Genomic DNA, 12,978 nt, shown 5'->3' with positions numbered 1-12,978 from the left:
CATCATAAATAATTTTATTTTATAACAAGGAGTTGTGTTCTTAGCGTACGTTTTCGTTCCATTGGCCCTCAGACCCCATTATCGGTCCCAACGACGATGTGCAAATTCCCCGCGGCTCGGCGAAGACCGATTGGGAAGTGGAACTGGGGGTGGTTATCGGCCGGGGGGGCCGGTATATCGACGAGCGGGACGCGCTGGAGTATGTGGCCGGATATTGCGTGGTCAACGATATTTCCGAGCGGGAATGGCAGATTGAACGCGGCGGCACCTGGGACAAAGGCAAAGGCTGCGACACATTCGGCCCCATCGGCCCCTGGCTGGTGACCGCCGATGAAATACCCGACCCGCAGCGGTTGAGCCTCTGGCTGGAAGTCGATGGCCGGCGTTTCCAGAACGGCAATACCAAGACCATGATCTTCGGCGTGCGGCATATCGTCAGCTATTTGAGCCGTTTTATGAGCCTGCAATCCGGCGATATTATCGCCACGGGCACGCCGCCGGGGGTGGGATTGGGGCATAAACCCCAACCGGTGTTTCTGCGTGCCGGTCAGATCATGCGGCTGGGCGTCGAAGGGTTGGGCGAACAGCGGCTAAAGACCGTGTCGGCCTGATGGCGTCGCTCGACGGCGGACCGCCACCGCCACACACGGCGGTAGCGCCGCGCCCTTGCGTGTCAGTCCAGTATGCAAGGGACGACGACGGCGGATTTTTCCTGCTCGCCGTTTAGCAGGCCGGCCAGTCGGCGGGCCGCCTCCCGGCCGGCGTTCGAATAGCCCAGATCCACCGACAGCGTGTCGGGAAACAGGAATTTCAGCAACGGCGTGTGGCCGATACTGCACATCTGCACCGGCGCGAGATTTTGCTGTTGCAGGAATTTGATCGCGCCCAGGGCGATGGTATCGGTGGCGCAGATAAGCGCCGTGGTTTGGGCATTAATAACCCGTCCCGCCAACCGGTAGCCGCTTTGATAGCTCAGATCGCCCAGCGCCGACGACGGCGTTATCCCCAGCCGGGCACACCCCTGCCGATAGGCGTCATGGCGGAGTCGGCCGGTGGTCTCGTCCACCGGTTCCACCCCGATATAGCCGATATGGCGATGGCCTTGCCGCCATAAGCGCTCCAGCAATAGCGTTACCGCCCCGGCGTCATCGTACCGGACCGAGGTCATCCCGGCGTATTCACGGGCCATAACGACCATTTTGTTCTGCCATTCAGAAAGGACGGCGCTCTGCAATCCATTGAAACCGAATAGAATCGCGCCATCCACATGCCGTTGGCACAAAACGCGCAGATGTTCTTCCACCCGGTTTTGGTTAAGCAGGCTTTCCATTAAAAGCGAATCATAGCCTTGCTCGTAAAGTAACGGCAAAATGGCGCGCACCGCCTGGTTTTCCGATGGCGAATCCAGTCGGGTGACGATAATGCCGATAATCCTATCGCTTTGACCGCGCATCACCTGCGCCGATTTGGACGGGATAAAGCCTTGCTCGCGAATGACTGCCGCAACGCGCTCCCGCGTCTGCGGGCTAACCCGGCTTTCGTTGTTCAGCACCCGTGAAACGGTCGATTTGCCCACGCCGCTCAGCCGGGCGATATCCTTAATGGTCAGTCGGTTTTGTTGAGATGCCATAGCATTTGCAATCAGTGTGAGCCCGGATCGGGGTTTTTGCTCCAGTGTAACACCATAATTTCCGTTGGGCGCCGATTCAACGCAGAAGGGGAGCCTGGCGGCGGCGCCAAGAATATTTCTGTGATCCCGATTAAAAATGGGAACGTTCCCGCTTTTGCGCCGCTTCGTTTGGCGGTACTTTTCCTGCCAGTAAATACCACTGAGCTCCATTACCGAAAGGTCGCCGAATGAAAACAAAGAGTCCCCGTGATATCGATAACCTGGTATCGCTGATAGGCGGCAGGGAAAACATTGCCGCCGTTAGCCACTGTATCACCCGCCTGCGCTTCGTCCTTAACGATCCACGGGCGGCGCAACCGGAAAAAATCGCCCAGTTGCCGATGGTCAAAGGGTGTTTCACCAACGCCGGCCAGTTCCAGGTGGTGATCGGCACCGATGTCGGCGACTGGTATCAGGCGCTGATCGCGACGGCACGGGTCGATGGCGGCGATAAGGAAACCGCCCGGCAGGCCGCGCGCCGTAATATGAGCTGGCACGAACTGGCGATTTCCCATTTCGCCGAAATCTTTTTTCCCTTGTTGCCGGTACTGATTAGCGGCGGCCTGATACTGGGATTCCGTAATGTTATCGGCGACATTCCCTGGTTCGGCGCGCAACCGTTGGCCAAAACCCATCAACTCTGGCAAACGGTGTATGACTTTTTGTGGCTCATCGGCGAGGCGGTCTTTTTTTACCTGCCGGTGGGCATCTGTTGGTCGACAGTGAAAAAAATGGGCGGAACGCCGGCGCTGGGCATCGTCCTGGGGGTGACCCTGGTGTCGCCGCAACTGATGAATGCCTATTTGCTCGGCCAGCAGATGCCGGATGCATGGAATTTCGGGTTGTTCGCCATCGAGAAAGTCGGCTATCAGGCGCAAGTGGTGCCATCGCTGCTGGCCGGCATGGCGCTGGCGATGATTGAAACCCGCCTCAAACGCCTGGTGCCGGATTATCTTTATCTGGTGGTGGTGCCGGTGGCGTCGCTGATATTGGCGGTGTTCCTGGCGCATGCGGTCATCGGTCCCTTCGGCCGCCTGATAGGCGACGGCGTGGCCTGGGCGGTACGGGGCCTGATGACCGGCAATCTCGCGCCGATCGGCGCGGCGCTGTTCGGCTTTCTCTACGCGCCGCTGGTGATCACCGGCATTCATCAAACGACGCTGGCCGTCGATTTGCAGATGGTGCAAAGCATGGGGGGCACGCCGGTCTGGCCGCTGATCGCCTTGTCCAATATCGCCCAGGGCGCGTCGGTACTCGGTATTATTCTGGTTAGCCGCAAGGCCAACGAGCGGGAAGTCTCGGTGCCGGCGGCGATATCGGCATTTCTCGGCGTGACGGAGCCGGCCTTGTACGGCATTAATCTGAAGTACCGCTTTCCCATGCTGTGCGCCATGGCCGGCTCCGCCTGCGCGGGCCTGGTCTGCGGATTGTTCGGCGTGCTGGCCAACGGTATCGGCGTCGGCGGCCTGCCGGGCATCCTGTCCATCCAGCCCCGGTTCTGGGATATCTATGGCGTGGCCATGCTGGTTGCCATTGCGGTGCCGCTGGCGCTGACCTTGGCGATCTACCGGCGTAAAACCAATATGAACGCCCTGCCGGCGGTATGACGCCGACAAGAAAGGATTTTCGGGTTCTCCGGACAGAAGCGGCGGCCGCCGCTCTTTTGTCAGGGATAATGTCAGGGATAACGGTAAAAACAAGATGGATATCGCAATGCACGGCAATTTTATTCCCTGGTGGCGAAACGGCGTCATCTATCAAATTTATCCAAAAAGCTTCCAGGACAGCGCCGGCAAAGGCACGGGCGATTTACCCGGCATCATTCGCCGCTTGGATTACCTGCATTGGCTGGGCGTGGACGCGGTGTGGCTAACGCCGATTTATCTCTCGCCACAGGTGGATAACGGCTACGATATCGCGGACTATTGCGCCATCGATCCGCAATACGGCACCATGGCCGATTTCGAACGGTTGGTGGCCGAAGCCGGGCGACGCAATATCCGCGTGGTGATGGATATGGTGTTGAATCATACTTCCACCCGCCATGCCTGGTTTAGGGCCGCCGAAGATCCCGCCAGCCCCCGGCGCGATTTTTATATCTGGCGTGATGGCGTGAACGGCGGACCGCCCAACAATTGGCAATCCAAATTCGGCGGTTCGGCCTGGCAGTGGCATGCGCCCAGCGGGCAGTACTATTTACATTCCTTTGCGCCTGAACAGGCTGATCTGAATTGGGAAAATCCGCGATTACGCGCCGAATTGAAAAACGTGTGCCGCTTCTGGGCGGACAAGGGCGTGGCGGGGCTGCGTCTGGATGTCATCAATCTGGTTTCCAAGCATCCCGGTTTCCCGGATGATCACCAAGGCGACGGCCGGCGGTTTTACACCGACGGGCCAAACATCCATGAATTTTTGCAGGAGTTCAGCCGCGATGTCTTCCAGCCGCTGGGGCTGATGACCGTCGGCGAAATGTCCTCCACCAGCCTGGCGCATTGCCGGCGATACGCCGCCACGGATGGCAGGGAACTGTCCATGACATTCAATTTTCATCACCTCAAGGTGGATTATCCCGACGGCGAAAAATGGCATCGGGCGCCGGCCGACCGGATTTTGCTCAAACGGATCTTCAACGAATGGCAGCGCGGCATGCATGGGCAGGCCTGGAATGCCTTGTTCTGGTGTAATCATGACCAGCCGCGCATAGTCTCGCGCCTGGGCGCGGAAGGTCCGCTTCGCGAGACGTCGGCCGCGATGCTGGCGCTGGTCTTATACGGTATGCAGGGCACGCCGTTTATCTATCAGGGGGAGGAGATCGGCATGACGAATCCCCATTTCGACCATATCGGCTGTTACCGCGACGTCGAAAGCCTGAATATGTTCGCCGCCTTGCGGAAACAACGGCGCGATGAAGGGGAACTGCTGGCGATCCTGGCCGCCAAATCCCGGGATAACGGTCGTACTCCCATGCAATGGGACGCATCGCGCAACGCGGGATTCACAGAGGGCGAAAGCTGGATTGGCCTAGCGGACAATTACCGGGAAATCAATGTGGCGCGCGCCATGGCGGATCCCGGTTCGGTATTGCATGTTTACCGGCGACTTATCGCTCTGCGCAGGCGATATCCGGTGATTCTCCACGGCGACTATCGCGATTTGGCGCCGGCGCACCCCGTCCTCTGGTGTTATGAGCGCCGTATGGCCGGTCAGCGTTTGCGGGTTATGGCCAACCTTGGTCCACAAACGTTGCCGCTTGCCGAGGATTATCTGGACGGCCGGGCGCGCTGGGCGTGGTTATGCGGCAATTATGACGAACCGACGGCGGAAAACGGCAACATGCTGCGGCCGTTTGAGGCGAACTGGTGGCTGATAAACGAAGAACAGGCCATTGCCTCCGGCATGTCTCTTAATGAAGACACTTAATTATATGTTTTGAAATAAGTTTTACTAACCACTTGAAAAGTGTCGCCGCCAGGTAACGGTACGGTCGAATTTTACTCGACCGGCGCCGCGCGCCAGCGAAGACGGTTTGGGCGGCAAGAAAAAATCGATCAAATTAACGCTATGTTATTCATGGATAATATTCATTTTTGTCACGGGCGGCGCCGGTGTTTATTGTGTCGGCCGGCGCCACGGAAAGACTTGGCACGGCAACTGCAATGATCGTGTTCGTAGATGCTCATTCCTTTGCTTATGTTCGCGTTTACGCCTCATAAATCCCGGAATGACGCAGAGCCAATTGGGGCGCCTATTGGCCAGAGGGTTGATGCATTGTCATCCGACCCGCCGGACAAACCGTTGAGTGAGGCGCCGACTTGATGCCATTATGATTCGACCTTGGACACTTGCCATATCGGCAAGTGTTTTTTTTAGGGTTTCAACGATATCATCAATCCCTCACGGCGCATGCGCGCCGATTCCTCCGGCAAGTGCAATCGATCCAATACATCCGCCAGCCAGGCATAGTCGTGAGGGTCCGGCCGCTGTTTCAATGCCGCGCGCAACGCGTCGGCGGCGGCCTGCCAATCTCCCCGCTGCATCAGCAATTGTCCCAGGGTGCTGTTTAACAGCGGCGTCGCGCCCTGCTGTTTGATCTGCCGGCGCAACACCTTCTCCAATTGCTCAGGATCGCCGGATTTCAGCCGGGGCAACAATAACAACAAGTCGTCGCTTTGCCGATTTTTCAGGCCATTAACGATAATAGCCTGGGCGGTATCATGATCGTTGCATTCGATCAGGTGTTCCGCCAACGCCGCCTGCAAGCGGCTATCGCCGCGCGTTTTACGGCTTTGATTGCGCCACCAGGCATTGAGTCCCTTGCTGCCTTCGTTTTCCATGATCTGATCCATCAGGCCGGTATGACTCCGGTAAGCCAACTCATCAATGGCCGTTTCCTCGTGCAGCCCAATCTTGCGCATGGTCGGCAGAATATCCAACAGGGCCTGCCAGGCGCGGGTACGGATAAATGCTTGCTCGGCCAGTCGCAATACTTCGGGATGCCGCGGCGCGACGGCCAGCAAATGATCGACCCCATGGCGGGCGGCATGGTTTTCATTGCGCGCCAATTGCAGCCGGACCCGGGTGATATCCACCGGCAACTGATCGTCTTCCGCGGTTTCCATGGCGCGCTCAAGATGTTGGTTGGCGCGGATATCGTCGCCCCGTTGCTGCGCCGCCTCGGCGGCCAGCAGGTAATTGACCACTGGCTGATCGGCGTGATCGGCATTGCGGGTCAGCAATTTTTCCACTTGTCGATAATCGCCTTCGGCCAGTTTCATCAGCGCCGCTTTGGTATGAATTCGGGCGCGGTGATTCTTTCGGCCGGCCAGCCAGCGGCGGGCACGGGCTCCAGTACGGAAAACCCGCCGTAAGAGGGCTTCCAGCGCGAGCAAAATGATCAGGGACACGACCAATATCACCACCAATCCCGTGACGCTGGTCTCAATATTGTAATTATCGGTTTGGATCAGCACATAGCCCTGATGGCCGGCTATCATCGGGCCGATGACGATGCCGGCCATCAACAGCACGAACAGCAGCAGTACTTTTACCATGGTCTATTCTCCCTGACTGGCAGGCGCGGCCGGCTGCGCCAGCAAATTGCGTACCCGCGTCTGCATCAGTTTGTCCATGATGGGCTGGCTGGAGAGATGGTCCGGCACATCCAGGGACACGCTTTGCTGGCTCAATGAATCCACTTCAGTGAGAAAAGCGCGGGTAGCGGCGTCGTTGGTGTCGAAATAAGCACGGACCCACGTGGCGACGGTTTCCAGCGACTGCTGGAAGATATCGGTTTGATGGCGCGGCACCGCCTGCGCGGCGATAAGCAGGCGGGAACGGATGTTTTCCCGCAGATAGACATCCTGATTGGGCGCCAGCAGGGGTTCGGCGCCGGTATCCCGACGGCGGATAGTGATAAAGTCATTGAGGAAATTATGCCAGCTTTTGCTGAGATTCTGCCGCCATTGACGCACGGAGCCCGATAACTTGCTGTCGCCATCGCTGTCCATGGGGGCCTCGTCGCTGTCGTTATCCGCCAGACGCAGATTATCCACCTGATTCGCTAACTGGTTTACCTTAAGAATAATGCCGTCGAAATCGATCTGGCTGACCGATGACAAGCTGGCGATGTCATCGGTAATGGCGCGCCGCACCGGCATTAGGCTGGGGTCGTTCATGTCCGCCAGGCTGGCGTCGGCGCTTTTAAGCAACGCGCCGGCAGTGACGATATCCTGATCGCTCCATAATTTACGGCCGGCCAATTTGATCAAAAAGTCCGCCTGCGCCAGCAGCCAGGTATTGGCGTCGGCGCCGGAAATGGTGGCGATTTTATCCTGCAATTCGCCAATCTGCCTGGCCTGGGCGTCGGCCTGTCGCCGCGCGTCATCCAGTGCCTGTTCCTGCCTCCGCAAGGCGGTCTGATATTGCTGCTGCTGTTGCTGCTGGGCCTGCCGCAGTCCGTCCAGACTTGACTGCAATTGTTCGGTGGCGGCGGATTGCGCTTTCTCGCGGCGGGTATCATGGAAATACAGCGCGGCGGCGAGCAGCAGGGCTATGAGTATGGCGACCACCGCCAGTATCATCGCCGTCGTCCCGCGTCGGCCGCCGCCGGAAGGCCGGGACGCCGTTTGTTCCGGACGGTCGGAGACGGCCGCGGCCGCGGCGTTATCCTGCTGAGGTGTTGGAGTACTGTGTTCCGTCATATTGGCCTATCCCATCATTAAATTTTCAAAGCAGCGCGCGCATCAGCGCATCATTATCCGCAGCGTCCGCCACGACGATATCCGTCCAACCCAATTGGCGGGCCAAGGCCCCGATACGCTCGCTTACCACAATCAGTCGACAGCGAAGCAACCAGGCAACACGATAGTAATCAGGTATTAAAGTATAGAGTTGTTGCAACATTTCGCCGCTGGTGGCGATCAAAGTATCGACATCCCGTTGCCGGCATCGTCTGGCCTGCTCCTCGCCGTCATAGGTCACCGGATTGCGCCGGTAGCACTCGCAGTATTCCACCGTCGCCCCCCGTAACCGCAAACGTTCCTCCAGGACTTCCCGGCCGCCGTTGCCGCGCAGGATCATGGCCCGCCGTCCCTGGATGTGTTGCAGCGACGGTAACGCCAGCAGGTGTTCGCTGCTTTCGCCGTCATGGGGAAACTCCACGGCCATTCCGCCCAGGCTATGCCATAGCAGGCCGCTGGAGCGGCCGACCGCATAGTAGTTCAGCGGCGCGGGCCACGCCACCCCTTGCCGGCGCAAGAAATGATGCGCATAGCGCACGGCATACTGGGATACGGCGAATAACATATCCCCCGGCGATAATGCCGCCAACCGGGAAGGTAATAATGCCAGTTCGTCGCCGGGAGAAAACACAATCAAGGGTAAATGCCAGGCGGAAAAACCGCGCGAACGCAATCGTTCGACCAACTGTTCGCCGGCCGGCGAGGGACGGGTCACCAGAATACTCATTGCGGCGGGTTTCCCCGATACACGGCATCCAGGATGACCCGGGCGCCGCTTAGCAGCAGATCTTCCGCCACCGCCTCGCCCAGGGCCGTCCCTTGATCCAGCGGCGCGGAGCCCTCGGCGCGGATCACTTTGCTGCCGTCTGGATACCCCACCAGGGCACGCAACCACAGACGATCGTTACGGATCTCGGCGTAACTGCCGATGGGTACCTGGCATCCGCCATCCAGGCGGGCGTTCATGGCCCGCTCGGCGCCGACCCGGATAGCGGTGTCCGGATGGTGCAGCGGCGCCAGCAAAGCGCGCGTCCGTTCATCGTTTAGGCGGCATTCGACACCCACCGCGCCTTGGCCCACCGCCGGCAGCGATTCCTCCGGTTCCAGCGGCCGGCGAATACGCGCCTCGAGTTCCAGCCGTTTCAGTCCGGCCACCGCCAGTATGGCCGCGTCGAATTCGCCCTGATCCAGCCTGGCGAGACGGGTCCCCACATTACCGCGCAGATCGCGAATGATCACATCCGGTCGACGCTCCCGCAGTTGGCATTGCCGGCGAAGGCTGGACGTGCCCACCACCGCCCCGGCCGGCAGAAATTCCGGACCGGCGTAGCGGGCAGAGACAAATGCGTCGCGCGGATCCTCCCGTCGACAAATGGCGGCCAACCCCAGCCCGTCGGGGAAATTGACGGTCACGTCTTTCAGGGAGTGGACGGCGATATCGGCGCGCTCTTCCAGCAACGCCCGTTCAAGCTCTTTGACGAACAGGCCCTTACCGCCGACTTTCGCCAGCGGTGTATCCAGCATGATGTCGCCGCGGGTTACCATGGGCACCAGGATCACTCGCAGATCCGGATGGCGGCGCATCAATTCGCCTTGAACGTAACGCGCCTGCCATAATGCCAGCGGGCTTTGCCGGGTAGCGATCCTCAACAGGTTGTCTTGCATAGCGTTCGTTACCTTTATTATCATTCATCGCCCATCCTACCACTGATGATAAGGCGCTGTAAGGTATCGGGATCCTGCGATGGAAGCACCGACGCATCCGCCGGCGTTAAGGAATAAAGGGAAGCAGCAGGGAAAAGTGTTATAATTAATGAGTAGCTTAACTTCCTTTACGGTCAAACAGCAAGGTGTTAAATTGATCACGTTTCCAGCAATTGCCGGCCGAACTTTCTTCTATACTCAAAACTCATCCGCTTGGTATTGCGGCGGCAAGTGAGCGACATCTTCGTCGGCAACGGGTAAAAATGCGATCTCCGGCCGGATGCGGGAGAGATTTTTCGGCACCGGGATAATCAGGCGAGACGTCTTGTACTTTTATATCGAGACATTGAAACAGAGACTGGACGCGATCAACCAGTTACGGGTGGATAGGGCGCTGGCGGCCATGGGGCCAGCTTTTCAGCGCGTATACAGTCTGCTGCCAACCTTATTACATTATCATCACCCTATGCTTCCGGGTTACCTCGAAGGTAACGTACCCTGCGGCATATGCTTTTACGCGCCTGATGAAAACCAGACGGCCTGGTTGGCGCAAGCCGCCGGAAAATCCGAGATTCCCCTTGTCACGCCGCCGGCCGGCGAACGGCCCATTACCGGCGTCTACTCCATGGGCAGCACCTCTTCCATTGGCCAGAACGGCAACTCGGATCTTGATGTCTGGGTCTGTCACCAGTCTTGGCTGGACACGACCGAGCGCGCTCAGTTGCAGCGTAAATGCGCCTTGTTGGAAAAATGGGCGGCGGGGCAGGGCGTGGAAGTCAATTTTTTTCTGATCGATGAAAATCGTTTCCGCCGCAACGAAAGCGGTAGCCTCGGCGATGACGATTGCGGCTCCACCCAGCATATCCTGTTGCTGGATGAATTCTACCGCACCGCGGTACGTCTGGCCGGCAAACGGATCTTGTGGAATATGGTGCCGGGCGAGGAAGAGCCGCATTACGACGAATATGTCATGTCGCTCTATGCCCGCGGCGCCTTAACGCCCAATGAGTGGCTGGATCTCGGCGGTCTGGGCACGCTTTCCGCCGAAGAATACTTCGGCGCCAGCCTGTGGCAGCTGTACAAAAGCATCGATTCCCCCTACAAGGCGGTGCTCAAGACTTTACTGCTGGAGGCTTATTCCTGGGAATACCCCCATACCCAGTTGCTGGCCATGAATATCAAGCAGCATCTCCATGACGGCGAGATCGTGTCCTACGGTCTGGATCCTTATTGTATGATGCTCGAACGGGTTACCCGTTATCTGACCCAGATAAATGACATGACCCGGTTGGATCTGGTTCGGCGATGTTTTTACCTCAAGGTGTGCGAGAAACTCTCGGCGGCGGCGCCGTCAAGCGTGGTCTGGCGGCGGGAAATCCTCAGCCAGCAGGTCAAGGAGTGGGGATGGGACGCCGCGCGGCTGGCCATGCTGGATGATCGGGCCAACTGGAAAATCGCTCAAGTGCGCGAAGCGCACAACGAGTTGCTTGACGCCATGATGCAAAGTTACCGCAACCTGATCCGGTTCGCGCGACGCAATAACCTGAGCGTCAGCGCCAGCCCACAGGACATCGGCGTGTTGACCCGTAAGCTTTACGCGGCGTTTGAAGCGCTGCCGGGCAAAGTGACCCTGATCAATCCGCAAATCTCTCCCGATTTATCCGAACCGCATCTGACGTTTATCCATGTCCCGCAGGGGCGCGCCAACCGGGCCGGCTGGTATTTGTACAATCAATCGCCGTCCATGGATTCCATCATCAGCCATCAGCCGTTGGAATATAACCGCTATCTGAGCAAGCTGGTGGCCTGGTCGTGGTTCAACGGTCTACTAACCGGCAAAACCCAATTGCACGTGAAAGGCAGCGATGTTTGCGATGTCGGCCGGTTGCAGGAACTGGTGGCGGATGTCTCGCGCACCTTCCCGTTGCGGGTGCCGGCGCCGACGCCCAAGGCCCTGTACAGTCCGTGCGAAATTCGCCATCTGGCCATCATTGTCAATCTGGAGCACGATCCGACCGCGGTTTTCCGTAACCAGGTGGTGCATTTCGATTTCCGTAAACTGGATGTCTTCAGTTTTGGCCAGCAGCAGGAATGTCTGGTGGGCAGTATCGATCTGCTGTACCGCAACTCATGGAACGAAGTGCGCACCTTGCATTTCAGCGGCGAGCAAGCGGTACTGGAAGCGCTGAAAACCATACTCGGCAAAATGCATCAGGACGCCGCTCCCCCGGATACGGTGGAAGTGTTCTGCTACAGCCAGCATTTGCGCGGCTTGATTCGCACCCGGGTACAACAACTGGTGTCGGAATGCATCGAGCTGCGACTTTCCAGTACCCGCCAGGACCCGGCACGTTTCAAGGCGGTGCGGGTGGCCGGCCAGACATGGGGGCTGTTCTTCGAACGCTTGAGCGTATCGGCGCAGAAACTGGAAAACGCCATTGAATTTTACGGCGCCATTTCCAATAACAAACTGCACGGCCTCTCCATTCAAATGGAAACCGACAAGGTGCATCTGCCGCCGGTGGTGGACGGTTTCGCCAGTGAGGGCATCATCCAGTTCTTCTTTGAGGACAGCGCCGACGATCAGGGTTTCAATATCTATATCCTTGACGAGTCCAACCGGGTCGAGGCCTATCATCATTGCGAAGGCAGCAAGGAAGAACTGGTACGCGACGTCAGCCGCTTCTATTCATCTTCCCACGATCGTTTCACTTACGGCTCAAGCTTTATCAATTTCAACCTGCCGCAGTTTTATCAGATCGTGCAGTTGGATGGGCGCATCCAAGTGGTGCCATTTCGCAATAGCGTCCTGCCGCATCTGTGCGAACCCTCCTATGATCATGATGCGTCCCAGCAGCAGGCCAGCTCCAGCTAGCGCGCCGCGTCCTTGAGAATGAAACTTTCGCCGGCCTGGGCGCTGCATGACCGGGAAAACAGCGCGGCGAAAGTCTCGCCGCTGCGATCGCAGCGCCAGTCGTTGTCCCGGTAATCAAAGTGATAGCCGCCGGTTTTGGTGGCCAGCCATATCTGGTGCAAGGGTTCTTGGCGGTTGATCACCATGCTGCTGCCGTTCTCAAAGGTCAATTTCATCACCCCGCCGTCGGTTTCATAATCGATGTCACTGTCTCCCCGCCAGGCATCCAGCGCATCTTCAATGCCGCGCATCAACCCGTCGGCCAGTTGGTGGAACTCAGTATCGTTCATATCGATTCCTATTGCTTTTCAAGACTCAACTGCGATTATATACCCTAAATACGTCGCGTTGCGTCGCGACGGCGGTAAACGGCGCCCTCGTCCGGAACGGCTGCGAACCGCCAACAAACAGGCAACGTGGACGTTGACGGGCAGTGAAGCCAGAGTACACGA

The 12,978-nt window shown here is 58.3% G+C and carries 9 protein-coding genes and 1 pseudogene; 4 read left to right on the top strand and 6 right to left on the bottom strand.

Annotated elements, in window-relative coordinates:
- Positions 1-77 precede the first annotated feature (77 nt).
- A pseudogene (locus FCN80_RS19055) lies at positions 78-611 on the top strand (fumarylacetoacetate hydrolase family protein); the annotation flags it as partial.
- A gap of 62 nt (positions 612-673) precedes the next feature.
- Here FCN80_RS19055 and treR read toward each other — a convergent pair.
- Positions 674-1,630 carry a trehalose operon repressor TreR gene (treR, locus tag FCN80_RS19050; RefSeq protein WP_136991792.1) on the bottom strand — a complete coding sequence of 319 codons (957 nt, stop codon included), beginning with the start codon at positions 1,628-1,630 and terminating at the stop codon, positions 674-676.
- Between the two features lie 227 nt (positions 1,631-1,857).
- Here treR and treB point away from each other — a divergent pair, with 227 nt between their 5' ends.
- Together treB and FCN80_RS19040 are read left to right on the top strand one after the other, a co-directional pair.
- Complete coding sequence (gene treB / locus FCN80_RS19045; RefSeq protein WP_136991791.1) at positions 1,858-3,276, top strand: PTS trehalose transporter subunit IIBC; 1,419 nt, start codon at positions 1,858-1,860, stop codon at positions 3,274-3,276.
- A 94-nt stretch (positions 3,277-3,370) separates the two neighbouring features.
- Positions 3,371-5,089, top strand: a complete 1,719-nt coding sequence (locus FCN80_RS19040; protein ID WP_136991789.1) for an alpha,alpha-phosphotrehalase — start codon at positions 3,371-3,373, stop codon at positions 5,087-5,089.
- Positions 5,090-5,535: 446 nt separating this feature from the next.
- On the opposite strand, the gene hemY is transcribed toward FCN80_RS19040, so the two are convergent.
- Genes hemY through hemC form a run of 4 tightly spaced genes read right to left on the bottom strand, consistent with a single transcriptional unit; the run spans position 5,536 to position 9,573 of the window.
- Complete coding sequence (hemY, locus tag FCN80_RS19035) at positions 5,536-6,720, bottom strand: protoheme IX biogenesis protein HemY (protein WP_136991787.1); 1,185 nt, start codon at positions 6,718-6,720, stop codon at positions 5,536-5,538.
- 3 nt (positions 6,721-6,723) lie between these two features.
- Positions 6,724-7,869: a uroporphyrinogen-III C-methyltransferase gene (gene hemX, locus FCN80_RS19030; RefSeq protein ID WP_136991786.1), complete on the bottom strand. Its 1,146-nt coding sequence runs from the start codon at positions 7,867-7,869 to the stop codon at positions 6,724-6,726.
- A 25-nt stretch (positions 7,870-7,894) separates the two neighbouring features.
- A complete protein-coding gene (gene hemD, locus FCN80_RS19025) occupies positions 7,895-8,635 on the bottom strand; it encodes a uroporphyrinogen-III synthase (protein ID WP_136991784.1) in 741 nt (246 codons plus the stop codon).
- Entirely contained in the window at positions 8,632-9,573 is a 942-nt protein-coding gene (gene hemC / locus FCN80_RS19020) for a hydroxymethylbilane synthase (RefSeq protein ID WP_136991782.1), read from the bottom strand. The genes hemD and hemC overlap by 4 nt, the downstream gene beginning before the upstream one ends.
- Positions 9,574-9,937: 364 nt before the next feature.
- Between hemC and FCN80_RS19015 the strand changes: the two genes are divergently transcribed.
- Positions 9,938-12,487 (top strand): class I adenylate cyclase, encoded by a 2,550-nt coding sequence (locus FCN80_RS19015; protein WP_136991780.1) that lies wholly within the window; start codon positions 9,938-9,940, stop codon positions 12,485-12,487.
- On the opposite strand, the gene cyaY is transcribed toward FCN80_RS19015, so the two are convergent.
- On the bottom strand, positions 12,484-12,816 hold the full coding sequence (gene cyaY, locus FCN80_RS19010; RefSeq protein WP_136991778.1) for an iron donor protein CyaY: 333 nt from the start codon (positions 12,814-12,816) through the stop codon (positions 12,484-12,486). The two genes, FCN80_RS19015 and cyaY, sit on opposite strands and share 4 nt — an antisense overlap.
- Between the last annotated feature and the right edge of the window lie 162 nt (positions 12,817-12,978).

Origin of the sequence: Martelella alba, assembly GCF_005217455.1 — a bacterium.
GTDB lineage: Bacteria > Pseudomonadota > Gammaproteobacteria > Enterobacterales > Enterobacteriaceae > Acerihabitans.
Note: the sequence above shows the minus strand (reverse complement) of the source record. Positions and strands in the feature narration are given on the sequence as shown.